Annotated in this window: 28 protein-coding genes; 15 read left to right on the forward strand and 13 right to left on the reverse strand. The window is 72.3% G+C overall.

Going from position 1 to position 26296, the window contains the following annotated elements; all coding sequences use genetic code 11:
* Positions 1-57: 57 nt before the first annotated feature.
* The 8 genes from ACZ4MH_RS19420 to ACZ4MH_RS19455 all read left to right on the forward strand — a co-directional run bounded on the left by ACZ4MH_RS19420 (position 58) and on the right by ACZ4MH_RS19455 (position 11218).
* A complete protein-coding gene (locus tag ACZ4MH_RS19420; protein WP_351588120.1) occupies positions 58-900 on the forward strand; it encodes an SDR family NAD(P)-dependent oxidoreductase in 843 nt (280 codons plus the stop codon).
* A gap of 43 nt (positions 901-943) precedes the next feature.
* Positions 944-1126, forward strand: a complete 183-nt coding sequence (locus tag ACZ4MH_RS19425; protein WP_351588208.1) for a hypothetical protein — start codon at positions 944-946, stop codon at positions 1124-1126.
* A 695-nt stretch (positions 1127-1821) separates the two neighbouring features.
* Entirely contained in the window at positions 1822-2838 is a 1017-nt protein-coding gene (locus ACZ4MH_RS19430) for a tyrosine-type recombinase/integrase (protein WP_351588123.1), read from the forward strand.
* Positions 2839-2960: 122 nt separating this feature from the next.
* On the forward strand, positions 2961-4787 hold the full coding sequence (locus ACZ4MH_RS19435; protein WP_351588126.1) for an AMP-dependent synthetase/ligase: 1827 nt from the start codon (positions 2961-2963) through the stop codon (positions 4785-4787).
* A 167-nt stretch (positions 4788-4954) separates the two neighbouring features.
* Positions 4955-5788, forward strand: a complete 834-nt coding sequence (locus ACZ4MH_RS19440) for an aldo/keto reductase (RefSeq protein ID WP_351588129.1) — start codon at positions 4955-4957, stop codon at positions 5786-5788.
* A 285-nt stretch (positions 5789-6073) separates the two neighbouring features.
* Positions 6074-7666, forward strand: coding sequence for an eCIS core domain-containing protein (locus ACZ4MH_RS19445; RefSeq protein ID WP_467754591.1), 1593 nt, complete (start codon positions 6074-6076; stop codon positions 7664-7666).
* A 252-nt stretch (positions 7667-7918) separates the two neighbouring features.
* Complete coding sequence (locus ACZ4MH_RS19450) at positions 7919-10531, forward strand: SCO7613 C-terminal domain-containing membrane protein (protein ID WP_351588132.1); 2613 nt, start codon at positions 7919-7921, stop codon at positions 10529-10531.
* Between the two features lie 279 nt (positions 10532-10810).
* Positions 10811-11218, forward strand: a complete 408-nt coding sequence (locus ACZ4MH_RS19455; RefSeq protein ID WP_351588135.1) for a hypothetical protein — start codon at positions 10811-10813, stop codon at positions 11216-11218.
* 172 nt (positions 11219-11390) lie between these two features.
* Here ACZ4MH_RS19455 and ACZ4MH_RS19460 read toward each other — a convergent pair whose 3' ends face one another.
* Together ACZ4MH_RS19460 and ACZ4MH_RS19465 are read right to left on the reverse strand one after the other, a co-directional pair.
* Positions 11391-11648 (reverse strand): hypothetical protein, encoded by a 258-nt coding sequence (locus ACZ4MH_RS19460; protein WP_351588211.1) that lies wholly within the window; start codon positions 11646-11648, stop codon positions 11391-11393.
* Positions 11649-11669: 21 nt separating this feature from the next.
* Positions 11670-11825 carry a hypothetical protein gene (locus ACZ4MH_RS19465; protein ID WP_351588138.1) on the reverse strand — a complete coding sequence of 52 codons (156 nt, stop codon included), beginning with the start codon at positions 11823-11825 and terminating at the stop codon, positions 11670-11672.
* Between the two features lie 320 nt (positions 11826-12145).
* On the opposite strand from ACZ4MH_RS19465, the gene ACZ4MH_RS19470 reads away from it, so the two are divergent.
* The gene (locus ACZ4MH_RS19470) at positions 12146-12334 is read left to right on the forward strand and encodes a hypothetical protein (RefSeq protein ID WP_351588141.1); all 189 of its coding nucleotides are present in this window, start codon (positions 12146-12148) and stop codon (positions 12332-12334) included.
* 30 nt (positions 12335-12364) lie between these two features.
* Here ACZ4MH_RS19470 and ACZ4MH_RS19475 read toward each other — a convergent pair whose 3' ends face one another.
* From ACZ4MH_RS19475 to ACZ4MH_RS19490, 4 genes are read right to left on the reverse strand one after another with little or no spacing between them, the layout of a single operon-like run.
* Positions 12365-13306, reverse strand: a complete 942-nt coding sequence (locus ACZ4MH_RS19475) for a methyltransferase (RefSeq protein WP_351588144.1) — start codon at positions 13304-13306, stop codon at positions 12365-12367.
* Between the two features lie 46 nt (positions 13307-13352).
* On the reverse strand, positions 13353-13781 hold the full coding sequence (locus ACZ4MH_RS19480; protein ID WP_351588147.1) for a hypothetical protein: 429 nt from the start codon (positions 13779-13781) through the stop codon (positions 13353-13355).
* Positions 13778-14380: an Asp23/Gls24 family envelope stress response protein gene (locus ACZ4MH_RS19485; protein WP_351588150.1), complete on the reverse strand. Its 603-nt coding sequence runs from the start codon at positions 14378-14380 to the stop codon at positions 13778-13780. The genes ACZ4MH_RS19480 and ACZ4MH_RS19485 overlap by 4 nt, the downstream gene beginning before the upstream one ends.
* Positions 14371-14916: an RNA polymerase sigma factor gene (locus tag ACZ4MH_RS19490; protein ID WP_351588153.1), complete on the reverse strand. Its 546-nt coding sequence runs from the start codon at positions 14914-14916 to the stop codon at positions 14371-14373. The genes ACZ4MH_RS19485 and ACZ4MH_RS19490 overlap by 10 nt, the downstream gene beginning before the upstream one ends.
* 247 nt (positions 14917-15163) lie before the next feature.
* On the opposite strand from ACZ4MH_RS19490, the gene ACZ4MH_RS19495 reads away from it, so the two are divergent.
* A complete protein-coding gene (locus ACZ4MH_RS19495) occupies positions 15164-16177 on the forward strand; it encodes a YihY/virulence factor BrkB family protein (RefSeq protein ID WP_351588156.1) in 1014 nt (337 codons plus the stop codon).
* Here ACZ4MH_RS19495 and ACZ4MH_RS19500 read toward each other — a convergent pair.
* The 4 genes from ACZ4MH_RS19500 to ACZ4MH_RS19515 form a co-directional block, all read right to left on the reverse strand.
* Positions 16110-16421, reverse strand: coding sequence for a 4a-hydroxytetrahydrobiopterin dehydratase (locus ACZ4MH_RS19500; protein ID WP_351588159.1), 312 nt, complete (start codon positions 16419-16421; stop codon positions 16110-16112). The genes ACZ4MH_RS19495 and ACZ4MH_RS19500 overlap by 68 nt on opposite strands.
* 108 nt (positions 16422-16529) lie before the next feature.
* Positions 16530-17000: a type II 3-dehydroquinate dehydratase gene (gene aroQ / locus ACZ4MH_RS19505; RefSeq protein ID WP_351588161.1), complete on the reverse strand. Its 471-nt coding sequence runs from the start codon at positions 16998-17000 to the stop codon at positions 16530-16532.
* Between the two features lie 33 nt (positions 17001-17033).
* On the reverse strand, positions 17034-18428 hold the full coding sequence (locus ACZ4MH_RS19510) for an amino acid permease (protein ID WP_351588163.1): 1395 nt from the start codon (positions 18426-18428) through the stop codon (positions 17034-17036).
* A 141-nt stretch (positions 18429-18569) separates the two neighbouring features.
* Positions 18570-20756, reverse strand: a complete 2187-nt coding sequence (locus tag ACZ4MH_RS19515; RefSeq protein ID WP_351588165.1) for a phage holin family protein — start codon at positions 20754-20756, stop codon at positions 18570-18572.
* Between the two features lie 174 nt (positions 20757-20930).
* On the opposite strand from ACZ4MH_RS19515, the gene ACZ4MH_RS19520 reads away from it, so the two are divergent.
* Positions 20931-21473, forward strand: a complete 543-nt coding sequence (locus tag ACZ4MH_RS19520; protein WP_351588167.1) for a GNAT family N-acetyltransferase — start codon at positions 20931-20933, stop codon at positions 21471-21473.
* Here the strand turns inward: ACZ4MH_RS19520 and ACZ4MH_RS19525 are convergent.
* Positions 21470-21865 (reverse strand): ATP-binding protein, encoded by a 396-nt coding sequence (locus ACZ4MH_RS19525; protein ID WP_351588169.1) that lies wholly within the window; start codon positions 21863-21865, stop codon positions 21470-21472. The genes ACZ4MH_RS19520 and ACZ4MH_RS19525 overlap by 4 nt on opposite strands.
* Between ACZ4MH_RS19525 and ACZ4MH_RS19530 the strand changes: the two genes are divergently transcribed.
* The 4 genes from ACZ4MH_RS19530 to ACZ4MH_RS19545 are packed head-to-tail and all read left to right on the forward strand — an operon-like array spanning position 21864 to position 24112.
* Positions 21864-22460 carry a DUF5753 domain-containing protein gene (locus ACZ4MH_RS19530; protein ID WP_467754592.1) on the forward strand — a complete coding sequence of 199 codons (597 nt, stop codon included), beginning with the start codon at positions 21864-21866 and terminating at the stop codon, positions 22458-22460. The two genes, ACZ4MH_RS19525 and ACZ4MH_RS19530, sit on opposite strands and share 2 nt — an antisense overlap.
* Positions 22457-22645 (forward strand): DUF397 domain-containing protein, encoded by a 189-nt coding sequence (locus tag ACZ4MH_RS19535; protein WP_351588174.1) that lies wholly within the window; start codon positions 22457-22459, stop codon positions 22643-22645. Before ACZ4MH_RS19530 ends, ACZ4MH_RS19535 begins: the two co-directional genes overlap by 4 nt.
* Positions 22646-22685: 40 nt before the next feature.
* Positions 22686-23468, forward strand: coding sequence for an MBL fold metallo-hydrolase (locus ACZ4MH_RS19540; RefSeq protein WP_351588177.1), 783 nt, complete (start codon positions 22686-22688; stop codon positions 23466-23468).
* Positions 23465-24112: a DedA family protein gene (locus ACZ4MH_RS19545; protein WP_351588180.1), complete on the forward strand. Its 648-nt coding sequence runs from the start codon at positions 23465-23467 to the stop codon at positions 24110-24112. Before ACZ4MH_RS19540 ends, ACZ4MH_RS19545 begins: the two co-directional genes overlap by 4 nt.
* 71 nt (positions 24113-24183) lie before the next feature.
* On the opposite strand, the gene ACZ4MH_RS19550 is transcribed toward ACZ4MH_RS19545, so the two are convergent.
* Entirely contained in the window at positions 24184-25389 is a 1206-nt protein-coding gene (locus ACZ4MH_RS19550) for an aminotransferase class I/II-fold pyridoxal phosphate-dependent enzyme (protein WP_351588183.1), read from the reverse strand.
* A gap of 97 nt (positions 25390-25486) precedes the next feature.
* On the reverse strand, positions 25487-26272 hold the full coding sequence (locus tag ACZ4MH_RS19555) for an ANTAR domain-containing response regulator (RefSeq protein ID WP_351588186.1): 786 nt from the start codon (positions 26270-26272) through the stop codon (positions 25487-25489).
* Positions 26273-26296 lie beyond the last annotated feature (24 nt).

Consider the following 26296-nt stretch of genomic DNA (forward strand, 5'->3'; position numbering starts at 1 on the left):
GTCGCGTCAGCACGTACAGACCCAATGTGACGCACTCTCTTGACCGCCGCAATCAGAGTGCATAGCGTTGCTCCCCTCTCCGCCGCCTCGGTCGTCGTCAACGACGTGGACGCCGAAGCGGCGGAGGCGGCCGTCAAGCAGATCACCGAGGACGGGGGGCGCGCGGTCGCCGAGGTCGTCGCCGTCGGCACCACTCAGGCCGCCGACACCCTGGTGAACCGGGCCGCGACCGAGTTCGGACGGCTCGACATCATGGTCACCAACGCGGGCGTCCTGCGCGACCGCGTCCTGTGGAAGATGTCCGACGAGGACTTCGACACCGTCCAACAGGTGCAGCTGCGCGCCACGTTCACCTGCGCCCGCGCCGCCGCGATACGGATGCGCGAGCAGGGCGAGGGCGGCCGCATGATCGTCGCGGGCTCCCCGGCCGGACAGCGCGGCAACTTCGGCCAGACCAACTACGCGGCCGCGAAGGCGGGCATCGCCGCGATGGTCCGCACCTGGGCCATGGAGCTGGCGAAGGCCGGCATCACCGCGAACGCCGTGGTTCCCAACGCGGCCACCGAGATGACGAAGACGATGCCGCTGTTCGCGCCGTACATCGAGGAGTACGGGTCGCACTTTGTCGCGCACGGTCACCGCCCCCCACATGCCCGGTCCGCGACCCTAGGCCGGTCGCCCAGCGGCTACCAGGCACCCTCGTCACGCCAGTCGCAGGTCAGCTCGCCGTCCATGTCGGGGGCCGGGGCCGGCGTCGGCAGGACGGGGATGAAGCCCTCCTCACCTTCGTCCGCAACGAGCCCTTTCGGCGTGAGTGCGAGCGCCGCCCCACGCCACACCTGCCGGCTGCACGCGGCACAGAACGGGGCGCCCCCATGGGACACACCGAGGTCTACGTAACCCGCATACCCTCCGCAACCATCACCCCGCCCGCACCCGTACGGTGCCGGTCACCCCGACGGCCTCCACGTACCCGCAGCGCAGCGCCCGGCCGCCGTGCAGCAGCAGCCGTGGCACCGCCGAGGCGTACTCGCTGTGTGTCCCCGAGGTCCTCGTCCACGGGCTGACCTTCGCGGAGAGCTACGCGTACCTCGACGACTGGGTACTCGGGAAAACACCGGCCTGAACGAGCCCAGCGCCCGCCTCAATAAGAAGTTGAGCAGGGGTCTGGCCGACAGCCACTGATCCCGTTCACGGTCATTCCCAGCACAGAGCTCCAGCTGTCCACGGTCGGGGGCCTGCGCTGTTGTCACCTTCCTCACCGAGGCCCATCGATGGGCATGCTGCGTTCGCGTTGGTTGTGTCGGACTGCGGGACGAACAATTGGCCAGGCCAGACTGACGTGATCACCTGCAGGCCGGCTCCGCGGCACAGGAGCCGTCATGACCGACGACGCGTGGCCGCGGATGGCACGCAACACCGCGCTCGTCGGGATGGCCTCCCGGCTGCCTGCCGCCGCGGGCAGCCGCCTGCTCGGTATCCGCCGGCCACAACACCCGGCAAGCCGCCGCGGCACTGGCACGGATCCGGCTGCCCAGAGGGGCCCGACGGCCCAGAACCCGGCCCAGGGCTGTCCTCAGGGACCGCACCTACGCCCGGGCGACGACTCGGAGCCACTGCTGGCGGCAAATCTCGCATCAGCGCAGCAGCCGGATCTATTTCGTACACATCCAAAGTCCAGCGACGGTCCGGCTGCCGCCTAAACGCCACCAAACCCGAGAGTTCGTGCCTCATTTGGTGCGGCCGGGTTTCCGAGCTACAACATCACCCAGTCGAAGTCCTGGACGGATAACGAACCGTCTCAGGGGATTGGGATGAACATTGGCCAAGCTCATGGCCAAGGGCGCCACCGCGGCTGGCAAGCGGTGGGTGGTTCGTTATCGGGAGCCGGGCGGGCGTACCGCGCGGCAGCGTGAGAAGTCGTTCGAGCGTAAGCGGGACGCTCTCGACTTCGCCACGAAAGTCGAGAACGACAAGCATGAGAACACGTATGTCGATCCGACCGCCGGCCGCGTCTCGGTCAGTCAGTACGCGGAGGGCTGGCTCGCGTCGAAGGTGGGCGCCCCCGGCACCCTCGTCGGATACGAACGGATCATGCGTCTGCACGTGCTGCCCCATGTGGGGAACAAGCCGATGGCCAAGGTGACCGCGGCCGACGTCGAAGCGCTCTTCCCTGACGGGGTTCGTCGCGATCCATTTGTGGCGTGCGGCGTGAGAGAAGAGGCCCGAGAGCGCGGTCCGACGGCCAGCGATGGTGTTGGGCTTCGCGCCGTCCTGGCGCCAGCGAGCGATATCCCGGCCCCTGCTCTTCTCGATGCATTTCATGAGTTCTTGCCTGTGCGGAACGCCCGTGGCGGGATGACGCACCCTGGCTTGGTTCGTAAATCCTGGGACGCAGCGATTGCCCGGCTCGGCCTTCCCCCTTACAAGCCGCACGACCTCCGGCACAAGTGGGCGACCATCACGATGAGCAACGGGGCCGCCCTCCGCGAGGGCTCCCGGTGGCTCGGGCACCGGTCCGTCGACGTGACCGCGGATCTCCACGGCCACCTCACTCAGGACGGCCGCGAGCGCTGCCGCCTGATCATCATGTCTAGCTTCGCGCAGCACGTTCCCGCGCAGCCGGCGAGCCCGGCGACACCTGGCGCTGAGTCGGTGCGGGTGGCGCCCGCCGGGCGTTTTGCGCATTCCGTCGCAAGCGACTCAAGAGGCAAGTCGGCCACGCTCAGGCTTGCCGTGGCTGATTCCAATCGGAAAGATTTGGTGCAGATACGGTCCCTGCGGCGTGATCGTTCGGCACGTTACTCACGGGTTCATGTCCGGGGTTCCCCGAAGTAGCCCGTTTTCGTCGGATGACCAGGGCCTATGGCAACGGTTCGGACGTTTGGCAGTCACTGCCGTTCGGCCGCTCTCGTGGGGTACGGTCTCGGCGCTGCAGGAGCACCACGAGGAGCGGGTCATTGCGCGAGTACACCGTCCCCCCACTGGCGACGGCGCCCCGGGTCGGCGGTCTGGCGGACGCCGTCTTCGAGAATGCGGAGTCCGCCCCCGACCGGGTCGCGCTCTGCCGTAAGGACGACGCGGGACACTGGCAGGACGTCAGCGCTGCCCAGTTCCGCGACGAGGTCATGGCCCTCGCCAAGGGGCTGCTGGCCCAGGGCGTGCGGTTCGGCGACCGGGTCGGGATCATGTCGCGGACACGTTACGAGTGGACGCTGTTCGACTTCGCCCTGTGGTCGGTCGGCGCGCAGTCGGTACCGCTGTACCCGACCTCCTCCTCCGAGCAGGTCTTCTGGACGCTGCACGACTCGGCCGTCTCCTCCTGTCTGGTCGAGCACGAGGACCACGCCATGACGATCGGGTCGGTCATCGACCGGCTGCCGCACCTGCGCCTGCTGTGGCAGCTGGACGCGGACCCGGTGGCCGAGCTGGTCGAGGCCGGCCGGCACATCGAGGACGACGTCGTGCACCGGCACCGGATGGCGGTCACCCCGGACGCGCCCGCGACGATCATCTACACCTCCGGCACCACCGGCCGCCCCAAGGGCTGCGTGATCAGCCACGCCAACTTCATGGCCGAGGCCGACAACGTCGTCGAGCGGTACGAGCAGGTCTTCCACTCCAAGGCCGGCGACGAGGCGTCCACCCTGCTCTTCCTGCCGCTGGCGCACGTCTTCGGGCGGATGGTCCAGGTCGCCGCGATCCGCGGCCGGGTGAAGCTCGCCCACCAGCCGAACCTCTCGGCCACCGCGCTCCTCCCCGACCTGCAGTCCTTCAAGCCGAGCTTCATCCTCGCGGTGCCCTACATCTTCGAAAAGGTGTTCGCGGCGGCGCGGCGGAAGGCCGAGGCGGACGGCAAGCTCGGGCCGTTCGACAAGGCCGTCGACGTGGCGCGGCGGTACGCCGAGGCGATGGAGCACAAGGCGTTCGGCACCGGTTCCGGGCCCGGCGCGGGCCTGCGCATGCAGCACCAGCTGTTCGACAAGCTCGTCTACAGCAAGGTCCGCGCGGCGATGGGCGGCCGGGTCCGGCACGCGATGTCGGGCGGCTCGGCCATGGAGCGCCGGCTCGGCCTCTTCTGGGAGGGCGCGGGCGTCACGATCTACGAGGGGTACGGCCTGACGGAGTCCACCGCCGCGGCCACCGCCAACCCGCCCGAGCAGACCCGGTTCGGCACGGTCGGGCTGCCCATCCCCGGTACGACCGTGCACATCGCGGACGACAACGAGGTGTGGGTGCACGGCGGCCAGGTCTTCCAGGGCTACCTCAACGACCCCAAGGCCACCGACGCCGTGCTGCACGACGGCTGGCTGGCCACCGGCGACCTCGGGCAGCTGGACGAGGACGGGTACCTCACGATCATCGGCCGCAAGAAGGAGATCCTGGTGACCTCCGGCGGCAAGACGATCTCGCCGGTACCGCTGGAGGAACGGGTGCGGGCGCACCCGCTGGTCGCCCAGTGCATCGTGATCGGCAACGACCGGCCGTACGTCGCCGCGCTGGTCACGCTGGACGCGGAGGCGGTGACGCACTGGCTGCAGATGCGCGGCAAGCCGTCCCTGCCGGCGACCGACCTGGTGCGCGACCCCGATCTGGAGACCGAGATCCGGCGGGCCGTGGTCGCCGCGAACACGCTCGTCTCGCAGGCCGAGTCGATCCGTACGTTCCGGATACTGGCCAGCCAGTTCAGCGAGGAGCACGGCCTGCTGACGCCGTCGCTCAAGCTGAAGCGAAAGGCGATCGAGACGGCGTACGAGGCCGAGGTGGCGGCGCTGTACGAGCGGTAACTCGGCGCCCCTCGAACGGCTGCACGAGTAAGCGGGATGGCCGCGAACGGCGGCCCCGGGGCGGATCGGGTGACGGCTCAGTCCGTCGGCGTGCGCGGGAATGCGTGCCGACGGATGATCGTTGAGCCTTCTAGAACCTGTACGCCGACCAAAGGACCGATTCGCTCGTGAGCAAGGTTCCCCACATCACCCTCAACAACGGCGTCACCATGCCGCAGCTCGGCTTCGGTGTCTGGCAGATCCCGGACGACGAGGCGTTCACCGCTGTCGGTCACGCCCTGGAGGCCGGATACCGCAGCATCGACACCGCCGCGATCTACGGCAACGAGGAGGGCACGGGGAAGGCCCTCGCCGCATCCGGCATCGCCCGTGACGAGCTGTTCGTGACGACGAAGCTGTGGAACACCGAGCAGGGTTACGACTCCACCCTGCGCGCGTTCGACGCTTCGCTCGCCAAGCTGGGCCTGGACTACGTCGACCTGTACCTGATCCACTGGCCGCTGCCGGCCCGTGACACCTACGTCGACACCTACAGGGCGTTCGAGAAGATCCAGGCGGACGGCCGCGCCAAGGCCATCGGCGTCTCCAACTTCCAGCCGCCGCACCTCCAGCGGCTGCTGAACGAGACCTCGGTCGTCCCCGCGGTCAACCAGATCGAGCTGCACCCCGAGCTCCAGCAGGCCGAGACCCGCGCCTTCCACGCCGAGCACGGCATCGCCACCGAGGCGTGGTCGCCGCTGGGCCAGGGCAAGGGCCTCCTGGAGAACGCCACGATCGGCACGATCGCCGAGAAGCACGGCAAGACCCCCGCCCAGGTCGTACTGCGCTGGCATCTCCAGCTCGGCAACGTCGTCATCCCCAAGTCCGCGACCCCGTCCCGGATCAAGGAGAACTTCGACGTCTTCGGCTTCGAGCTGGACGCCGACGACCTGAAGACGATCGCCGGCCTGAACGCCGACAAGCGCCTGGGCCCGGACCCGGCCACGTTCGACGTGGCCTGAGCCCGAATCCGCCTGAGCGGTTCGCGGGTTTTCCGCTACTGCGCCGCCGTTCGCCTTCGGGCGAGCGGCGGCGCCGTCGTGTCCGGCGCCGTCGTGTCCCTGGCTCCAGTGGCCGGCGCGCTGGAGCCGCACGCTCGCGGCTGCCCGGGGGAGCCGCGTGGTGTACCCGCAAGGACGTGCCGCATGCCCTTACGCCTCTTGTCACGCGCTGCCGATGCCGTCTAGACAGGGAACCGACGGGCCGGGCAACAGGCTTGCGGCGTGCAGTACCGGAGGAGTGAGTACGTGCGGGAGCGGAAGCAGGATGCGAGCGCTGCACAGCGGCAGGGAAGCGAGCTGCGCAGGCCCGCCGTGCTGCCGCCCGCCGAGGCCTCCCGGACGGCGACCGCTTTCGCCGGGCAGCTGCCGGGCGGACACTCCCCGGCGTCCGTCATGGCGCTGCAGCGTTCGGTCGGTAACGCCACGGTCGCCCATCTGCTGGAGGTACAGCGGCACGTTCACGGGGACGGGGCGTCCTGCGGTCATCACGAGGCCCCGGCGAAAGCCCCGGCGGAGGCCCCGGTGAAAGCCCCGGTGGAGGAGGATCAGGTGCAGCGCCGGATGGCCGCGCCGGAAGAGGCGCCCCCGCAGCGCCGGATGGCGGCGCACGACGTGCTGAGCCGTCCCGGCCGACCCCTGCCAGGGCCGGAACTCCACGACATGCAGGAGCGGTTCGGCGGCACCGACTTCAGCGACGTCCGCATTCACAACGACGCGGCCGCGAAGAAGTCGGCGCAGGAGATCGGGGCCCGCGCCTACACCTCCGGCAGCCACGTCGTGCTCGGTGAGGGCGGCGGCGACCGTCACACGCTCGCCCATGAACTCACGCATGTCGTCCAGCAGCGGCAGGGCCCCGTCTCGGGTACGGACAACGGCAACGGGCTGAAGGTCTCCGACCCGTCGGACCGGTATGAGGTCGCCGCCGAGGAGAACGCCCGGCGGGTCACGTCCGGGAGCGCCCCGGCCGCCGAGCAGACGGCCCAGCGGGCGGTGGCGGGCGCCGCGGAGCCCGCGCGCACCGACACAGTGCAACGCCGCAAACCGTCGGCCAACGCACCCACCGAGCACTACGCGGCCAAGGCGCAGGATCACCCCGAGTGGCCCGTATTCCAGAAGATGATGAAGGAGGGCGGCTTTCCGGCAGACGTGACCGAGAGCGCCTGGCAGCTTCTGCTGGGCGGGGTCGCCGAGCAGGAGAAGCTGAACCGGCAGTCAGCGGACGAGTCGATCGACTCCGCGGAGCGGCGCAAGCTCCGGGCTTCGAACACCTGGTACCGGGAGCTCGTCAACCTCGTGGGCGACCATCTGAAGATCACCACTCCCACCCTGGCACTCTGGTCGGGCGGCTTCGACGTGAGCGTCTACGCCCATGGAAAGGGCCACACCTCACTGGAGTTCAGCCGACTCGGCAAGATCATGGACCAGCTGGAGCTGCACGCCAACTGGAAGCTCCAGGCGCCCCTGTGGAATGTCCTCTCCACCGCGTTCGTCGAGCGCGCGACAGGCCCCGTCCACGTGTTCCTGCGGGCCTACAACCCCGACAGCGTCCTGATCGCGCAGGAGATCCCCCAACTGCGCATGATCCAGCGGCTCAATCCCGCCGTGACCCTCGTGTGGCATCCGCTCTACACCATGCCCGACGGAACGATCAAGGAGATCTCCGAGGACATGCAGCTCACCGGGAACGCGGAGTACCGGAGCCGCGACAAATGTGTGGGCGTGATGTACCACTACCTGATGCGTTTCCACGACGAGAGCAACAGCAAGGCGTCGATGGCGTACGGGGAAATGAACGAACTCCTCGCGAAGAATGTCAACCCGAAAGCGGATGCGGTGTAGGAGCACGTTCGGTGCCGCACTGGGCAGCATGACGCGCGACGCACACCTCGACGAGCACCTGGGGCGTGTTGAGTACGCGTACTCAGGCCCGTGGTCGGCAGGGCTGCGCATACTCGCGCCATGCAGATGGAATCACCGGGGTGCCCGGACTGCGGAACGCCTCTGGGGTCACCTCCGCCCGCCCGGTGCACCCGTTGCCGACTGCCCCTGACCGGGCCGGACGCCTTCGCGTTGTGGCAGGTCACAGATGAGTTGAGCGCGCTGGACGCACGCAGGCAGTGGCTGGTGCGGCGGCACGGCGAGTTGCTGGCCGCCTTGCGGGCGCGCCGGGACGCGCCTGCGCGAACGCCGGTGGCCGCATCCGCGGGAATGCCGGCGATCGCGCCCGTCGGCGGGGGCGGCGGCGGTACGGGCGGATCGGGGCGAGAGATCTCCGCGCCGTCCGCCCGTACCGCGTTGCTGATCGTCGGTGGCGTGCTGGTCGTCGTGGCCGCGCTGGTGTTCACCGTGGTGAGCTGGGGACGGCTGGGCATCGGCGGGCGGGCCGCCGTACTGCTCGCGCTGACCGCGTGCGCGCTGGCACTGCCCCGTCCGCTGCGGCGGCGGCAGCTCATGGCCACCGCCGAGGCGTCGGCCGCGGTGGGCCTCGCCCTGGTACTCCTTGACGGCTACGCGGCCCGGCAGGCCGGGCTCGCCGGTCTGGACCGCGTCGGCACGGCGGGCTACTGGGCGGTGCTCACCGCGCTGACGGCGGTGGGCGCGGCGGGCTACGGCTGGTGGCAGCGGCTCCGGCTCCCGCTGCCCGCGGGGTTCTTGATGGCACTGCTGCCCGGCCCCCTGACCGCCGCCGCGTTGGGCGGAACGGCCGAGGACTACGCGACCGCGATGATCGTCACGGCCGCGGTGGACTTCGCGGCCCTGTACGTACTCACGGCGCGCGCCGCCGCCGGGCATACCGGATTCCGCGACCGGCTGGGCGGCGAACGGGCTGCCACCATCCTGGCCACGGGGGCCCGTGCCGTCGGCGGCGGATGGGCGCTGCTGGGCGGGGCGCTCGCGGTGGTGTGCGCGATGGTTGCCCCATCGTCGGCCGAGGTGATGCGGGCCTGGGTGCCGCTGGGTCTGCTGGCGCTGCTGGGTACGGCGCTGTGCCGCGGCTTCCGCGCGCTGCCGTTCGCGCTGCGCTCCGGCGCCGAGGGTGTGGCCGTCGTGGCGTTGATCGTGGCCATCGGCGCCGGCTTGCGGTGCCTGATGCCCTCGGGGTGGGCCGCGGCCGGATACGCGGCACCGGCGGCGCTCATCGCGGTGTGGTCGGCGGCGTCCTGCGCACGGAGCGGCCGGTGGGCGAAGCCGGCCGAAGGTGAGGGACCGGCCGGAGGTGGGGAACCGGCCGGAGGTGAGGGATCGGCCGGAGGTGGGCGGCCTGCCGGAGGTGGGCGGCCGTTCGCAGCGCCGCCCGGAGCCGCGGCTGCGGTGGGAGAGCTGTTCGCCGCCTCAACTGCCCTGCTGCTGACCGGCGTTGCGGTGCTGCCGGAACTTGTACACGCCCTGCTCCTCCCCGCCGCCCACGGCGTGGCGCTCTGGTACGACGGTCACCCGGCACCGTGGAGCTGGCAGCTCGCGCCCGCGCCGCTGGTCGTGCTCTGGTTGTGCGCCGCCGTCCTGGCCGCCATGGCCGTACTGCGTGCCCGTGCCGTCGGCGACCGGCACACGGACCGGCTGGCGCGCGCCCTGCACAACGCCCAGGCACTGGCTGCCGTCCCCGCGCTGCTCCTGGTGCCGGTGGCGCTGGGGCTGCCGTACGGGTGGGTGCTGGCGGCCGCGACCGTGGCGTCCATGGCCGTGGTGGTGGACGTCGTGCGCCGGCCGGAGGCCGCACTCGTACCGCGGATTCTGGTGATGGCTGCCACCGGCACGCTCGCCCTGCTGTGGTCGTCGGCCGACCGGGCCGCCGTGCTCGCGGTATGGGGGACCTTCGCCGCGTCGGCCGGCGTCCTCGCCCACGTTCTTTCCGCGCCGACCGCCCGGCCCACCGTGCGCGCGACGGCGCGTGTCGCGGGTGCCTTCGCCGTCCTCGCCCTGGGGGTCGAGGCGGTCGCGTCCGGCGCCACCGCCGGCCTGCCCAGGCACGTCACCGCGTTCGCGGTACTCGCGGTGGCCCTGGCCTCCGCCGGTGCCGCGGCGGCCTGGCACCGCAGCCCCGGGCGCGATCAGGTCTCCACGGCCGTCGAGAGTACGGGCTATGCCCTTGCGGCAACCGCCCTCGCCCTGACCGTCCCCCACGCCGGCGCGCTGAGCCTCGCCCTCGCCGTGAGCGGGGTCGCGGGCCTGGCCATCGCGCTGCGCCCGGACCGCCGCCGCGCCGCACTCGCCGGAACTGCCCTGCTCATCGCGTCCTCCTGGGTGCGCCTCGCGCTGGCGGACATCACCGCCCCCGAGGCGTACACGCTCCCGGTCACGGCAGCCGCACTGGTCATCGGCCACCGCCGCCGCACGCGCACCCCGGGGACCGGCTCCTGGCCCGCCTACGGGGCGGGGCTGGGCGCAACGATGCTCCCCAGCCTCGCCGCCACGTGGACCGACGAGAACTGGGTACGCCCGCTGCTCCTGGGCGCGACCGCCCTGCTCCTCACCGTCATCGGGGTACGCGCACGCCTGCAGGCACCGCTCATCCTCGGTGGCGCCGTACTCGTACTGGTCGGGCTGCACGAACTCGCCCCCACCGCAGTCCAGGTGCTCGGCCTCGTCCCCCGCTGGGTCCCGCTGGCCGCCGCCGGCCTGCTCCTACTGCTCCTCGGGGCCACCTACGAAAAGCGGATCGCCGAGGCCCGACGCCTACGAGACACGGTGCGCAGCATGGAGTGAGCCTCCGAGATGGGCCTCCGGGAAGGGGCGGGTACGAGCCGGGCTGAAGGGAACAGGGTTCGCCCCCAGGGATGCAGATACGCTTTTCCGTTCGCAACTCACACATTCAGCGGAACCCAAATGCCCCACGCACATGGGTAGTTGACTATCGCCGCACTAGTTACTCCGCGTCGTTGAGCATCACCCCCAGGGGTGATCACCCAAGAAGCCCAGCTGCCACACAATGAATCCGGTCGCTCACTTGGAGTGACCGGTCAACTTCGTTGTGAAGGACGCTACATGCGCACAAAGAAGTTTCTGCTGCTCCTGGGGGCGACGAGCGCCGGGCTCGCCGCCATCGTGGGTGGCACCACAGCGGCCGATGCCGACGACGCGCCCAAGGTTCACGCGCCTTACGCACAGGCCGGCGCAGTGGTCAACGCTGACGGGACGGTCAGGAGATCCAAGGGGGTCGTGAGCGTCGAAAAGGTCAACCCGGGACGTTACTGCCTGAAGGTCGCGCCGGACGTTGACTTCGCGAAGAGCATCCCCGTGGCAACCACCGGCCCCGGCGCCAAGTGGAATGCCGACATCCGGGTCGCTTCGGGGCCGTCGGGGGTCTGTGGAAAGGACCCGCAGAAGCTCGGCGTATACACAGGAGTGAAGGGCGCCTACGCCGACCAGCCCTTCAACGTGATCGTTCCCTGACCGGAGCGACGACGGCTGCCGACCGCGAGCAGCCGTGGGACAGCTCGAACGGGCGCAACGACCACTCCCCTCAATTGCCGCCTTGACCTGATCTCCTGTCCGCATGGCAGTTCGCCTCCAAGCAGCAGCGCCCCGCCCCGGCAAGATCCGGGACGGGGCGCTTTCTGCGTCCTCAGTCGCGCGAGGCGCCGGCAGGCCACACCACGTCGACCGGTACGCCCATGCGCCGGGCGTACCCCACGACGTCCGCCGTCCCTCCGTAATCGCGCGCCGGTTTGCCATCCCACACGGCCACGAGCCGATCAACCAGGCCGACGAGGATTTCACTACCCGCCATGTGTGCCTGCTGTACTTCGGCGGCAAGCCGCTCACGGATCAGTCTTTCGACCAGGTCCGACAGCCCGCGATGCCCTGTGATTCCCAATTTCACGGCCGGTCTCTCCTCTCGCGCCTACCGGTACACGCCGTACAGCCGATCGTCGAACTCGCGCACCATCCGCGGCGGTGTGGCCAGTGTGAACGCACCGTCGAGGCGCCCTGATGACAGGTGCCCCGCCGCCATGTCCAGTAGTAACAACGCTCGTTGCTTGTCGTGGCCGTTCGACATGACGACAGCGGCCGCGTCCTGCGCAGCGGAGATCCACCTCGGCAGTCCAAGGCGCGCGCCACAGGACACGCGAGCGGCAGCGACCCCGGCGCGTACGCCGCCAGTGTGCGCCAACTCGGTTGCACGCCTCCTCCGTCCGAACTGTCGTACGATCGGCGGCAGTCAGAGTCGGGGAACCAGGGGGCACGATGTCGGGGCGGGGGAAGCGGTGGCTGATCGGTGTGTGGGGCGTGTTGGTGATTGGTGGGGGTGGAATGACGTTGTGGCTCAATGGCGGGGGCGGGACGGTGTCGCCTGAGCCGGAGTTCGGATGGTTTCCCATGGACTCCACGCCCGTGGGTTCCACGCCCACTCCGGACGGCGGGCCCTTCTCGCCCTGTCCCACCGTCGCCCCCGACTTCTCCCTCTCCCCCGCCGACGAAGCGAAGCTGGATGAATCGGGGAACGGGATACTGGCGCGCAGCTTTCTCGTGTGCGCGGACGGGTCTCGCGACGAATCCGGCGACTGACGCAACGTCACGTGGTCTTGGTCCTGTACGTCACTCCGCGCGTCCCGCGTGGACCGTGCGGGCCGTGAGGAGGAAGGCGTCGGGGCGGTGGGCGATGGCTGCCTCGTCCTCCGGGTCGGCGAGGCGGGCGAGTGTCGCGCGGTCCGCGTCGTCCAGTAGGTCGCCGTACTGTTCGGCGGCGCGGGAGAGCCGGGCCGCGACGTGGTCGCGCGCGGCGCCGTCCAGCGGTGCCGGCAGGTCGAGCAGGAAGCTGCGGCTGCCGGTGTCGGCGAGGCCCGCGTCCGCCAGCAGCGCGGGCCAGTCCTCGACGGTCTCCCGGTACCCCGGCAGCGCGGCCCGCATCCGCGCGAACCACTCCTCCTGCGCCGCGTCCAGCCTGGCCTGCAGCCCGGGCCTGCCGATACCGATGTCGCGCGGCAGTACCCGGTCGGGCAGCCCGCCCTCGGCCACCGCGAGCACACCGCCGGGCCGCAGCCGTCCGGCCAGCAGGGCCACCGCGGCCCGCTGGTCGCCGACGTGGTGCAGCACCTTGCTGGTCCAGATGAGGTCGGCCGTGCCCAACTCCGTGATGCCGGTGGGCAGTTCCGCTTCGTGGGTGACGACCCGGTCGCCGAGGCCGAGACGGGCGGCGCGGTCCCGGGCGCGGGCCAGCAGTGCCGGCGTCGGGTCCACCGCCACCACCTCGGCGTGCGGGAAGGCCTGCGCCAGCAGGCAGGTGACGACGCCGGGGCCGGAGCCGACGTCCCAGACGCGGCGTACGGACGCCTCCCCCGCGGCCCGTTCCTCGGCCCCGCCGAGCAGCGTGCGCAGCCAGTCGGTGACCTGTTCGTACAGGGGCGTGGCGAGTTCGGCCTCGCGCTCCAGCACCGGAGCCAGGTCTCCCCAGTCGGGGTGGGTGGTGTCGTGTCCATGCCCATCGGAGTGGGAGTGAGGGCCGGAGTGCGCGTGCGGATGTGGTTGCCTATCGCTCATGGGGCGAGCCTCCGTGGCCTCCGTGGTCTCCGTTGCAATGCGCCGTTCACGCCAAGTCCGTCACCGTCACCGTGACGGTGAGCGTCGCGATGCCGTGCTGGTCCGGGCCCTCCGGGGCGAACGCTCGCTGGACCGCGGCCGTCACGTCCGTGCGTACCGCGCGGACCACGTCCAGCGCGCGATGGCCGCGGCGGACGGCGAGGTGGATCCGTAGTCGCCACAGGCCCGGTGCGTCGCCCGGTTCCGCGCGTACGCCCGTGACGCGCGGCCCGTTGGTGGGGGCGAGCAGCGGGACCGCGCCGCGGACCAGGTCGCCGAGGCCGGGGCGGAGGTATGCGACCCCCGACGTGGCCCGGGCGGCCTCGGCCGCGGTCCGCTGCAGCAGTGCTCGCAGCTCGCGTTCCGTCCTGCCGGGACCCTCGGCCCCATGTGCACCGCTCATGCCGGGGCCCTCGGCCCCATGTGCGCCGCTCATGCCGGCTCCTCCCCCGCGTCCGCGTCGATGAGGTCCACTACCGTGACGTCGACCGCGGAGACGGACATGCCGACCACCTCGTCCGCCGCCGCGAGCACCCGTTCCCGGATCCGCTCCGCCAGTTCCGGCAGCGGCCACTCCAGGCCCGCCGCGACCTCCATGTTCACCGTCGCCGGCCCGTCGGGCGCCTGCAGGGTGACCTTGCAGCTGCCCGCGAACACCGCGGGCAGCGCCTCGGCCGCCGCGCGGAACGCTTTCGCGGCCGCCGCCTCGGTGATCCAGGCGTCGTCCGCCGGCTCGCCCAGCGGCAGCGTGCGGCCGGGCCGCAGGTCGGTCCTGACCAGGTCCATCACCCGCGCCGTGATCCGTTCGGCGGCCGCCGCGTCCGCCGCCTCGGCCGCCTCGTCCGCGTCGCCGCCCCGGGCCCGGCGTACGTAGTCGTCCAGTACTCCGAGCTCCGCCACCGCTTCCTGGCAGTGCGGGCAGCCGGCGGTGTGCGGGTCGTCCGGCGTCTCCTCCGCGGCCTCCCAGACCTCCGAGAGCGTGCGGCCGCAGGGCAGTGCCGGATCCTCGCCCTCGTACGCGTCTCCTACCGCCATGAGCTCATCGCCTCCGTCAGATAGCGGCGTGCCCGGAAAACCCTGGCGCGCACCGCCTGGTGCGTGCTGCCGACGATCTCGGCGATCTCGTCGTAGGGCAGCCCCTGCAGTTCGCGCAGGACCCAGCAGGCGCGCTGTTCGGGGGTGAGCCCCTGCATGGCGTCGGTCAGGGCGCGCACCGCCGCCTGCGACTCGGCCGCGCGGACCGGTGACGAGGCGTGTTCGGGCGCGGGCGGTTCGGGGACCGAGCCGAGGTCCTGGGTGGGGCGGCGGGCCCGCAGGATGTTCAGGCAGCGGTTGGTGACGATGCGGTACATCCAGGTCGAGAAGGAAGCATCGCCGCGGAATTCCGGGATGCGGCGCCAGGCGTTGACGAATGCGTCCTGCACCGCGTCCTCCGCGTCCGTCCTGCTGCCCAGGAGCCGGGTCGCCAGGCGCAGCAGCGGCGGGCCGTGCCGTCGTACGAGCACCTCGAACGCCCCCTCGTCCCCCTCTCCGGCCCGTACGGCCAGGAGGGCATCGCCGGGTTCGGGCACCCGTCCGCTCCTCTCGGTCGGCACCGCGGAACATGCGTGCCAGGCATCACTGCCCCGGTACCCATTGGGGCACGCTCCGGTCCCGATGTCCCGGTACGGCACGCGCAAAGCGCGATGGTTTTCCCGTTTTCCGATCATTCGCCGGGCACGGTGGACAAGGGGCCGGTACGGAAGAGGCCGCGGAACGGGGCAGGATGGGGCGCGGGCCGCAAGCGGAACGGTCCGTACGGAAAGGAAGACCAGCACGATGGAGGTCGGCGATGAGCGCCGGGTACCGGGACAGCAGACACCGGAGCGGGCCGGGCCGGTGCGGGGAGCGGTACAGGATGTCGTGCGCTCGCTGCCGGACTGGCGGCAGTGGCGGACCGCGCTGTGCCGTACGCCGCTGTCCGTGTGGCGCGACGACCTGACGGACTGGGCGGCCAGCCTGACGTACTACTCGGTGCTGGCGCTGCTGCCCGCCATGATCGTCACGGTGTCGCTGATCGGGCTGGCGGACCCGCCCGCCACCGGGCAGCTGATCGCGCACATCAGCGCGCTCGCCCCGGCGCAGTCCAGCGGCACGCTGCACCACGCGCTGATCTCCATGTCCCACCAGCGCACCGCCGCCTGGCTGGTGGTGGGCGGCGCGACGGTCAGCGCGGTGTGGTCCTCGTGCAGCTATCTCGCGGTGTTCCGGCGGGCGCTGCACGCCATGCACCGGGTCAAGGACGACCGGCCGCCGTGGCGCAAGGCGCCGCGCATCCTCGGTACGGCTCTGGTGCTGCTCGCCTCACTCATCGGCAGCGCGGTGGCCCTGCTGGCCAGCGGGCCGCTGGCGCGCGCGATGGGGCGCGCCGTGGGGCTGGGCCGGGCCGCCGAGGTGACCTGGAGCGTGGTCAAGTGGCCGCTGCTGCTGTGCCTGGTGACCGTGCTGGTACTGGTGCTGTTCCGCTCGGGGCCGCCGGCCTCGCGCGGGGTGCGGCGCGGGGTGCCCGGCGGTGTCCTCGCGGTCCTGCTGTGGCTGGTCTCCTCGGCGGGCTTCGCGCTGTACGCGTCGTACGTCGGCACCTTCAACCGGCTGTACGGGTCGCTCGCGGGCCCGGTGGTCTTCCTGATCTGGCTGTGGTTCTCCCACCTGTCCCTGCTGACCGGCGCGCAGTTCAACGCGGAGCTGACGCGGGCGGCGGGGCCGCGCGCCGGGCGGGGGCGGGTCAGCGGGCCCCGTGGCCCGCTGCGACGTCTTCGATCCGCCGTGCGAGGGCGAAGTCCTTCTCGGTGACGCGGCCGCCGGCGCTGTGCGTGTTCACCGCGATGGTCAGCTTGTTGTAGCCCAGCGTCTGTTCGGAGTGGTGGCCCAGCTCCTCCTGGATCTGGGCCACGTGGATGACCATCGCGGCCGCCGGGAGGTGGCTGTCGAAGCTGTACGTACGGGTCAGCTTGTCGTCGGCGACCGTCCAGCCGGGCAGCTCCGCCAGCCGGTCCTCGAGCTCCTTGTCGGTGAGCGGATCCACCTGACTGTCCATGTCGCCGCCTCTCAGCCATCGCCTACGGAGCTGGATTCCAGCATTTCCCCCAGCCTCGCACGCCGAACCCGCTTTCGCGCCAATGTGCGGACGGGCGCGCCGCGGGGGTTACTGGTGCGCGGCGGCCACCAGCGTGGCCACGCGGTCGATCGCGAACGCGTAGCCCTGGACGCCGCAGCCCGCGATGACGCCGTCGGCGCGGTGCGAGACGTAGGAGTGGTGCCGGAACTCCTCGCGGTGGTGGATGTTGGAGATGTGCACCTCCAGGACCGGCATCCCGTCGCAGGCGTTGAGCGCGTCGAGGATCGCGACGGAGGTGTGGGAGTACGCGGCCGGGTTGATCACGATGCCCGCGTGGCTGAGCCGGGCCTCGTGGATCCAGTCGACGAGCTGCCCCTCGTGGTTCGACTGCCTGCAGTCGACCGTGCCGCCGTGTACGGCCGCCGCCTTGGCGCACAGCGCCTCGACGTCGGCGAGGGTGTCGGAGCCGTAGATCTCCGGCTGCCGCTGGCCGAGGAGGTTCAGGTTCGGGCCGTTGAGGACGAGGATCGGGGCGGTGGCGAGGCTACGACGGGGCATGGTGCGCTCAACTCTCCTGGCGACGGGATGCTGTCAGGGCTGCAGTATCCCCTCTGACGTCTCCCCGGCCGCCGCGGGGCCCTCGGCCGCCTGGAGGCCCTCCGCCGACTCCCGCTCGCGTACCGTCCGCCGCGCCCGCATCCACGCGTACACCAGGATGCCCGCGAAGAGGAACAGGACGCCCTGGTAGATCGCCGCGTATCCGGCGCCCGCCACCAGCCAGAAGGTGAAGCCGAAGGCGGCCAGCGCGAGGACCAGGTCGCGGGCGAAGCGGCCGGGGCGCACCTCGTCGCGGCGCCCGGTGAGCAGGAAGTACACCTGCGCGCCGGCGGCCAGCAGGTACGGCACGGTGGCCGAGAACGTCGTGATCAGGACCAGGATCTCGAAGACGCCGCCGGCGCCGGAGACGTAGTTGATCACGGTGAGGGCCGTGGCCAGGATCGTCGAGGCCAGTACGCCGACGGTCGGCACGCCGCGCCGCTTCTTCTGGAACGCGGCCGGGAACAGGCCGTCCTGGGCGGCGGCGTACGGGGACTGCGCGCTCATCAGCGTCCAGCCGTTCAGCGCGCCGACGATCGAGATGACGGCGGCCGCGGCGATCAGCGTGCCGCCCCAGGTGCCGCCGAACATCGCGTTCATCGCGTCGGAGAACGGGGCCTGGGACTTCACCAGCTGGTCGTGCGGGACGGTGCCGAAGACCGAGACGGTGCCGAGGAGGTAGACGACGGCCGCGCCGATGACGCCGAGGACCGTGGCCCGGCCGACGTTGCGCTGCGGGTCGCGCACCTCGCCCGCGCTCATCGCGGCGGACTCCACGCCGACGTAGCTGTACAGCAGGATCGCGGCGGCGGCCGAGAGACCGCCGAGCGAGCTGCCGCTGCCCGCGTGGAAGGAGCCGAGGTTGTGCGGGTCGAAGAAGAAGAGGCCCGCGATCGCGATGAAGAGGAGCGGCAGGAACTTGAGGACCGTGGAGACCAGCTGCACGGCGCCGACGTAGCGGGTGCCGGCGAAGTTCGAGATCGCCGGGAGCCAGAGGGCGATCAGCGCGACGGCCAGGTCCATGCCCTTGGAGGCGTGGCCGGGGAAGAGCACGTGGACGTAGCCGACGGCGGCCACGGCGAGCGCCGCGTTGCTGACCCAGGTCATGGTCCAGTACGACCAGGCGGAGAGGAAGCCGGCGAAGTCGCCGAACGCCTCGCGCGCGTAGACGTACGGCCCTCCGGTGTCCGGATGGCGCTGGGCGAGCCGCCCGAAGACCAGCGCGAGCGCGAGGGCGCCCACGGTCAGGACGCCGAAGGCGACGAGGCTGACGGTGCCGTAGGGGGCGACCGAGGCGGGGAGCAGGAAGATCCCGCCGCCGATGATGTTGCCCATCACCAGGGCGGTGGCGGTCCCCAGACCGAAGCGGCGGGTGTGCCGGTCGTGCATGGCGGGTGGTGGCTCTCTCTTGTGCGCTGCGCCCGAGGTCGCCGGGCTCCGTGCGTACCGGGGTCACCGGCACGCGCCGCGCCCGGCCGGGTGGCTGCGGGCGCCCCACCATGGTCCGCGACCCCGGAGGCCGCCTCCAAATCAGCGCCGTTTGTCCTGCGTGGCGCCGTCACCGGACGAAAAAGCTTCGGGCCCGACACCCCCCGGCCGGATTTCGTCCGTACTGGGTCGGGGCGCGGCGGCGGTCGATGCTTCCTCCGTACTGGGGCGGGGCTCGGGGCCCACCGGTACGCCCGGTCCGCCGCCCTCCCCCAGCCACCGCCGGAACACCTGGTGTATCCGCTCGGCGCCGACCAGTTCCGTGCCCTCGGCCGCCGGTGGCGTGAGGTCTTCGGGCCAGAGCAGGAACGGGTGGGACTGCCGGCCGCCGAGGCCACCGTGCGAGCCGATCTGCTCCTCGAAGGCGTGCACCTCGCCCGTCTCCGGGTCGCACGAGGAATTGATCATGATGTCGGCGACGTGCGGGAAGCCGTCGGTACGGCGTACCGCGTCCGCCGCGCCCGGCCCGAACGGCGCCAGCGGGTCCTCGCCGACGACCCGACCGGTATCGAGGTGGTGCGCGCCCCCGCGCGGCCCGAGCACGACCGCGCCGTGCTCCTCGGACCGTACGAGCAGGAAGCCGATGCCCGGATGCTCGGCAAGCGTGCTCAGCAGCGCCGGATTGCGGCGGTCGATCTGCTCGCGGGTCGCCCGGCCCGGTATCGAGGGCAGGGACACCAGGCCGAGGTTCCCGGAGGCCAGCACGATCGGCTCGGCGGCCCGGCGGGCGCGCCGGGTGGTCTCCTCCGGCTCCTCCTCGGGGCGGCGCAGCGCGGCGCGCGCGGTGTTCCGGGCCTCGGCGCCGGTGGGGCTGGAGCGGCGCGCCCGCCGCGACACCGGCAGCCCGCAGCCGGCCCGCACCAGGTCCTCCAGCGTCAGCCCGTACCGCCCGGCGAACGTCTCGCCCGGGCTCTGCCCGTGATCGGAGAGGAGCACGATCCGGTACGGGCGCGGCGCGTGCGGGGCGATCTTGGCGATCAGCGCGAGCGACCGGTCCAGCCGCCGCAGCACCAGCCGCGCGTCCCGGCTCTCCGGCCCGGAGTGGTGCGCGACCTCGTCGTACGCGACCAGGTCGGCGTAGATCGCGGTCCGCCCCACGAGCATGTCGCCGATCACCGCGGCGACCACCACATCCCGCTCGACGACCGTCGCGAAGGCCCGTACGAAGGGGTAGAGGCCGCCGCGCTTGACCCGCGGCCCGTCCTCCCGGAAGCGCGCCCGCAGCGACTGCCCGATCTCCCGGCACACCTCGACCACGAAGGAGGCGGCGGTGCGGGTGGCGTTCGCCGGGTCGGAGAAGTACGCGAAGTAGCCCGCCCGGGAGCGGTTGTACCGGCCCCGGCGGGCGGCCACCGAGAGCACCAGCGCGAGCTGCTCCGCACCGCCACTGAAGAGGTTGCCGCGGCTCGCGCCGTCCACGGCCAGCAGCCCGCCGCTGCCGGTCCTGGCCATCGCGCGGCGCTGCAGCTCGGCGGCGCTGGTCGGCCGGTTGCTGACGATGACCTCGCCGGTCTCCTTCTCGTACCAACGGAAGGCGGGCAGGTCGTGGTTGGTGCCGTGCAGGATGCCGAGCTGGCTGGCGCCGGTCTGGCTGGACCAGTCGGTGCGCCAGGGGGTGAGCGTGTGGGTCGCACCGGCCCAGCCCGCGACCGTGGGCATGAGCGGGTCGGGGCCCGCGAGCGCGTCCACGAGCACGTCGTGCCCGACCCCGTCGAGCTGGAGGAAGACCGTGCCGGGCGGGGCGCCCGCCGGGTCCTGCACCACCGAGGCGCGCCGCCGGAGGGCCAGCCGGGCCAGCCGCCTTCGATACGCGTCGTCGTCCCCCACCGCGAGCGCCGCACCGGTGGCGGAGGAGACCGCCGACATCACGGCGGCGACCACCACGGCCGTCTCCGGGGAGGCCGCGCCGCGCCCGTCGGGGATCAGCCAGAGCGCGACCAGCAGCAGCGAGCCGTTGAGCGCGAAGACCAGCAGGCCGAGTACGAGCGCGGGCACGAGCAGCAGGGCGCGTACGAGCAGCGGCCACACCAGCGCGCCGAGCAGGCCGAAGGCGCCGGCGCCGAGCGCCGCGGTCACCGCGGTCCGAGTGGCGCTGTCGCCGTCCGCCGACTGCAGCCGGAAATCGGGCAGCGCACCGGCCAGCACGAGCATGGCGACGGTCGAGACCGCCCAGACCGCGATCACTCGCAGCAGGGCACGGCCCGCGCTCCGCCATCGGGGTCGCCGCACTCCGCCTCACCTTTCCTCACGCATGTCCGGTACGTGTCACCGGTACGCGCCTCAGCGTGCCACACGCGCCGGAACGGACCGGACCGCGATGGACGACGCATGGCAGGGGTAGGTGGTGGGCGGGAAACAGCTTCCCGCGCGGTGGCGCGGTAGCCGGATTTGGCAGGATGAAGCGTGATCACTTTGCACACGCAGCGGCTCACGTTACGCCGCTGGCTCCCCGGAGACCTTCAGCCGATGGCGGCCGTGAACGCCGACCCCGAAGTGATGCGCTGGATCGGGAGCGGCGCGACCCGCAGCCTGACGCAGACCGCCTCCGGGATCTCCTCCTGGGAACAGGAGTGGGACATCGAGGGCTTCGGCCTGTTCGCGGTGGAGCTGCGCGACTCCCGCGAGCTGGCGGGCTTCGTCGGACTGTCCGTGCCGCACTTCCTGCCGGAGGTGCTGCCCGCCGTGGAGATCGGCTGGCGGCTGGGCCGGCCGTACTGGGGCCGGGGCATCGCCACGGAGGCAGCACGCGCCGCGCTGGACTACGGGTTCCGCGAACGGGGCCTGGAGCGGATCATCAGCATCGCGCAGCGCGGCAACGACGCCTCCGAACGGATCATGCGCAAGCTCGGTATGCGGCTGGACCGCGAGACGGTGGACCCGACGTGCGGCCGGACGGTCCGGGTGTACGTCATCGACGCGCCCGGTTCCGACGTCGGCCGGCGTTAGCGGCCGATCCGCGCCCACACCGTCTTGCCGATCTGCCGGTCCCGCACGCCCCAGGCGACGGCCAGCGCCGCGACGAGCACGAGCCCGCGGCCGGTCTCCGCGTCCTCGGTGGGCCCCCGGAGCGCGGGCCGGGCGTCGCCCGCGTCCGCCACCTCCACGGTGATCTCCTTCTCGCCGTCCAGCCCGATGCGGACCTCGAAGAGCCGCCCGGGTACGCGGCCGTGCCGGACCGCGTTCGCGGCGAGTTCGGACACGACGAGAACGACGGTGTCGGCCGTGTCCGGCGCGACGCCGTGCGCGAGCAGCGCGGTCCGTACGGCCCGCCGGGCCCTGCCCACGGACTGGGGGACGGAAGTGAACCGCTGCCGCCAGGGGTGACTTTCTGCGTTCATGGGTCCACTGTCAGTGGTGGTGGCTACGCTCGGTAGTGGTTGCACGTGGACCGTTGACCGACCGTTGAACCACGTTGAGGGGGGCTGCAATGGCGCAGCCGAAGAAGAAGGCCGGCCTGAGCCCGGCGCAGCAGTACTTGGCGGAGGTACTGCGCCTCCTGCGCACGGCCCGCGGCCTGTCGCAGAGGCGCTGGCGAAGGCACGGATGGAGCGCCGGGCGCTCCTCGACCGCAAACCGGTGTGCTGCATCAGCGTCATCCATGAGGAGGCCGCGCTGCGGCGGCGGCTCGGCGGCCTGGACGTCATGCGGCGCCAGTACGAGCACCTCATCGAGTGCGCTCAGCGGCCCAACGTCGTACTCCAGGTGATGCCGATGAGCCAGGGCGAGCATGCGGGGCTCTACGGCCCCATGACCGTGATCGAGACTCCGGAACAGACGACCCTGGCCTACCTAGAAGGCAACGGGCATAGCACTCTGGTATCGCGACCAGAAGAAGTCGGAGTGCTGGCGCGCCGCTATGCCATGATCGGGCGCCAGGCCCTCCGGCCGGAGGAATCGACAAAGCTGATCAAACAGTTGAGGGATGAGCTATGAGCGATCTGAAGTGGTTCAAGAGCAGCTACAGCGACGCGAGCGGCGGCGAGTGCGTTGAGGTCGCCGTGGCCCCCAGCCGCCCCGCCACCGTCCACATCCGGGACTCCAAGGCCCCCGAGGGCCCCACCCTCGACGTGTGCCCGGACGCGTTTGCCGCGTTCATAGCCTTCGCGGCTCGGGCGTAGGCTCGATGGGCGGGGCATACGCGGCGTACGGAGGTCATCGGTGTCGGTGGAGATCACGTGGTGGGGACATGCCACCGCGACGGTCGAGGACTCCGGGACCCGGCTGCTGACCGACCCGCTGTTCGTGCGGCGCCTGGCGCATCTGCGGCGACGGCGCGGGGCCGTCCCCGACGGCCGCGCCACCGTGGCGGATGCGGTACTGATCTCGCATCTGCACGCTGACCACCTCCACCCGCCCTCGCTCGCGCGCCTCGCGCCCGGTACGCGGCTGATCGTGCCGCCCGGCGCGCCCCGGGCACTGCCCGGGCTGCGCCGGACCGCGGCCGCACACGACCTGCCCGTGACGGAGCTCGGCCCGGGCGAGGAGACCAAGGTCGGCCCGCTCACCGTACGGGCGGTCACCGCCGCGCACGACGGGCGGCGGCTGCCGTACGGTCCGCACCGCGTGCCGGCGCTCGGCTATGTGATCCGGGGCACGGCGACGACGTACTTCGCGGGTGACACCGGGTTGTTCGACGGGATGGCGGACGAGGTCGGGCCGTGCGACGTGGCGCTGCTGCCGGTGGGCGGCTGGGGTCCGTTCCTCGGGCACGGGCATCTGGACGCGCGCCGTGCGGCGGTCGCGGCGGCCCGGCTCGCGCCGCGCGACGCGGTGCCGGTGCACTACGGCACGTACTGGCCGATCGGCATGGACGCCGTGCGGCCGCACGAATTCCACGCGCCGGGGCAGGAGTTCGTACGGCAGTCGGCGCTGGTGGCGCCCGAGGTGACCGTGCACCGGCTGGAGCACGGGGCCACCGTGCGGCTGGCGGCGGGCCGGTGAGCGCTTCCTGGACGCTGGCCCTGGCCACCGTGGTCCCGCCGGAGTCCACGCAGCAGGCTGCCGGTTACCCGTCGCTCTTCGTGCTGGTGGTGCTCGGCTCGCTGGTGCCGGTGGTGCCGACCGGGGCGCTGGTCAGTTCGGCGGCCGCCGTGGCCTTCCACCACACCTCGCCGTTCGCGCTGCTGCTGGTCTTCCTCGTCGCGTCGGCCGCCGCGTTCCTCGGCGACATGGGGCTGTACTGGCTGGGCGCGCGCGGGGTGCGGTCGAAGAACGGCTCGCGGTGGCTGGAGCGGCTGCGCGACCGGTCGGCGCCGGAGCGGCTGGCGCAGGCCCGGACGCGGCTGGACGAGCACGGCGTGCTGGTGCTCGTGCTCTCCCGGCTGGTGCCGGCCGGGCGCATCCCGATCATGCTGGCGTGCCTGCTGGCGAAGCTGCCGGTCCGCTGGTTCGCCCGCGGCGACCTGCCGGCCTGCCTGGCCTGGGCGGCGACGTACCAGCTCATCGGCATACTGGGCGGCTCGCTCTTCAGCAAGCCGTGGCAGGGCGTGGTCGCGGCGGTGGGCCTGACGGTCGTGCTCAGCGCGGCCCCGGCGGCCTGGCGCCGCGTCCGCCACCTCCGCCGCCCGCACGATCACTCGATCTGACGTACGTCCTCACGTAGCCCTTGACGCACCCGACCACCGGGCACGCACTCGACCAGCGGGCTGACGGGCCGTCAGCCCTCCGTCCCCCTCGCTGTTCCCAACGCTTCGCCCAGGGCCGCGAGTTCCTCCGCCACTCCGGGGATTTCCAGCGGGTCGGGGGCGGCCAGCAGGCGTCTGCGGCGGTCGGGGTCCGGGTCGAACAGGGCCTCCGTGCTGAGGCGGACGCGCAGGGCCTTGGGATCGTCGCCGAAGCGGTGGCCGCCGCGGGCGGCCCAGCGGGCCAGTGCCCGTTCCAGCGCGGCCGGTCCCGTGACGCCGCGGGCGGCGAAGGCGGGGCGGAGCGGTTCGAGGTCGGCGTAGAGGTGGCTGCCGGCGTGCGGCGGGCGGCAGACCGCACCGGCGGCGGTGAGCGTCTCCTGCAGCCCGGCGGCGAGCCGGCCGTGCAGCCGGGCCGCGGCGGCGATCCGCTCCCGTACGGTGGCGGGCTCGCCCAGCGCGTGGCCGACGGCGGCGGCGAGCGGCCCCGGCAGCGGGGTGGCGAGGCCGGTCAGCGCATCGAGCGCGGCGGCGCGCAGCACCTCGCCCGGGTCGGTGGCGGGGAAGCGGGCGAGCGCGGCGGGCCAGGAGGCCGGTACGAGCGTGGCCCGCAGGTCGGCGAGGACGACGACGTTGCCGGGCAGCATCTCGGCGGGGCTCAGTACGACCGTGTCGTGCGGGTCGTGCAGCAGGTCGCGGCGAGTCTCGTCGCTGATGATCCACAGCCCCTCGTCGGCCGCCACCTCGCACACCTCGTGCAGCAGCTCGGGCGGCGGGCAAGTGCCGGTGGGGTCGTCGGCGACGGACACCAGCAGCACCCGCGGGTCGCCGCCGGTGTCCCGGGCGCGGCGCACGGCCTCCAGGAGGGTGAACGGGTCCGGCAGGCCGCCGGACTCGGCCGGTACCGGCGCCGGGTGCACGGTGCGGCCCAGCAGCCGGGCCTGCGGGGCGTACCACGCGGCGCACGGGCGGGGCAGTACGACGTCGCCGCCGGTCGCGGCGAGCAGCGCGAGCAGCAGGGCGGGGGCGCCGGGCCCGGCCAGCACGCGTTCGGCGGCGGTCCCCAGGCCGCGGCGCTCGAAGTAGCCGCAGGCGACGGCGCGCAGGGGCAGGCCGCCGCCGGGCGGTTCGGGGTCAGTGCGGTCGGCCGCCGCGGCGAGGTGCGCGGCCAGCTCCGGGAGGATGGGCAGCCCCATGGGCGGGTCCGGATCCGGGTGCGGCTCCAGGGCGCTCGGCTGCATCCGTACCTCCACTCTCCACGGCAGGTGGTCGGGGCCCGCGCGGCGACGGGCCCCGACCACCCTTGCAGATCACGGAGGTGCCGCGCGCGGCGACACGTCACCGCTCGGCGCCGCGGGCCTCCCGGGCGCGTCCGCCGTTCTCCTCACGGGCGCGTCCGCCGTTCTCGTCGCGCAGGCCGCGCAGCTCCCGCTCCAGGCCGCGGCCGCGGGTCTCGACGACGGCGGCGGCGAGGTCGTGGAGCTTGCGGTTGGTGTGCTGGGAGAGCCGGCGCAGCATGCCGAACGCCTCGTCGGCGTCGCAGCCCAGTACGTACATCATGATTCCGCACGCCTGGTCGACGACCGGGCGTGAGCGGAGCGCGGCGTCCAGCCGGCCGACCTCCGCCAGCGCCCGGCGGTAGTTCCGGTCGCGGGCCAGGCCGGTGGCGGCGAGGTCGCCGAGCGCGGCGGCCGCGCAGTCGCCGGGGTCCGCGGTGAGTCCGGGGCGGAAGCTGTAGACGGTGACGGTGACCGCCAGTCCGTCGCGCAGGTACGGCAGCGTCGTACTGGAGCGTACGCCGGCCTCCAGCGCCTCGGTGCGGTAAGCGGGCCACCGGTCGTCGTGCAACAGGTCGTCGGAGGTGACGGGGTGTCCGGAGGCCAGGGCGGCCTGGATGGGCCCTTCGCCGGACTCCCACTGGACGCTGACCAGTGAGGTCAGGTCGGGATGGGTGACGGCGGCGGGCGGGTCGGCGGCCGCTTCGCCGGTGGTGACGGTGGCGGTGGCGCCGCAGCTGTCCGGGGTGCACCGCGCGGCCACGTCCGCGAGGTTCACCAGGCTCCGGGCGGACGAGCCCCGCGCGTCGCCGGGTTCGTCCACCGGGCAGAGGGTGTGGGTCGCCATTGCTTGTCAGTCCCTCGGTCCTTG

The sequence above is a fragment of the Streptomyces sp. NPDC026301 genome (genome assembly GCF_055567935.1).

Bases quoted from the DNA above. Each gene is read 5' to 3' on its own strand.
- ACZ4MH_RS19455 (WP_351588135.1), top strand. From the start codon at position 10,811: ATGCGCACAAAGAAGTTTCTGCTGCTCCTGGGGGCGACGAGCGCCGGG.
- ACZ4MH_RS19465 (WP_351588138.1), bottom strand. From the start codon at position 11,825: ATGTCGAACGGCCACGACAAGCAACGAGCGTTGTTACTACTGGACATG.
- ACZ4MH_RS19470 (WP_351588141.1), top strand. From the start codon at position 12,146: ATGGACTCCACGCCCGTGGGTTCCACGCCCACTCCGGACGGCGGGCCC.
- ACZ4MH_RS19475 (WP_351588144.1), bottom strand. From the start codon at position 13,306: ATGAGCGATAGGCAACCACATCCGCACGCGCACTCCGGCCCTCACTCC.
- ACZ4MH_RS19480 (WP_351588147.1), bottom strand. From the start codon at position 13,781: ATGAGCGGCGCACATGGGGCCGAGGGCCCCGGCATGAGCGGTGCACAT.
- ACZ4MH_RS19485 (WP_351588150.1), bottom strand. From the start codon at position 14,380: ATGGCGGTAGGAGACGCGTACGAGGGCGAGGATCCGGCACTGCCCTGC.
- ACZ4MH_RS19495 (WP_351588156.1), top strand. From the start codon at position 15,164: ATGGAGGTCGGCGATGAGCGCCGGGTACCGGGACAGCAGACACCGGAG.
- ACZ4MH_RS19500 (WP_351588159.1), bottom strand. From the start codon at position 16,421: ATGGACAGTCAGGTGGATCCGCTCACCGACAAGGAGCTCGAGGACCGG.
- aroQ (WP_351588161.1), bottom strand. From the start codon at position 17,000: ATGCCCCGTCGTAGCCTCGCCACCGCCCCGATCCTCGTCCTCAACGGC.
- ACZ4MH_RS19510 (WP_351588163.1), bottom strand. From the start codon at position 18,428: ATGCACGACCGGCACACCCGCCGCTTCGGTCTGGGGACCGCCACCGCC.
- ACZ4MH_RS19530 (WP_467754592.1), top strand. From the start codon at position 21,864: ATGGGTCCACTGTCAGTGGTGGTGGCTACGCTCGGTAGTGGTTGCACG.
- ACZ4MH_RS19525 (WP_351588169.1), bottom strand. From the start codon at position 21,865: ATGAACGCAGAAAGTCACCCCTGGCGGCAGCGGTTCACTTCCGTCCCC.
- ACZ4MH_RS19535 (WP_351588174.1), top strand. From the start codon at position 22,457: ATGAGCGATCTGAAGTGGTTCAAGAGCAGCTACAGCGACGCGAGCGGC.
- ACZ4MH_RS19550 (WP_351588183.1), bottom strand. From the start codon at position 25,389: ATGCAGCCGAGCGCCCTGGAGCCGCACCCGGATCCGGACCCGCCCATG.
- ACZ4MH_RS19555 (WP_351588186.1), bottom strand. From the start codon at position 26,272: ATGGCGACCCACACCCTCTGCCCGGTGGACGAACCCGGCGACGCGCGG.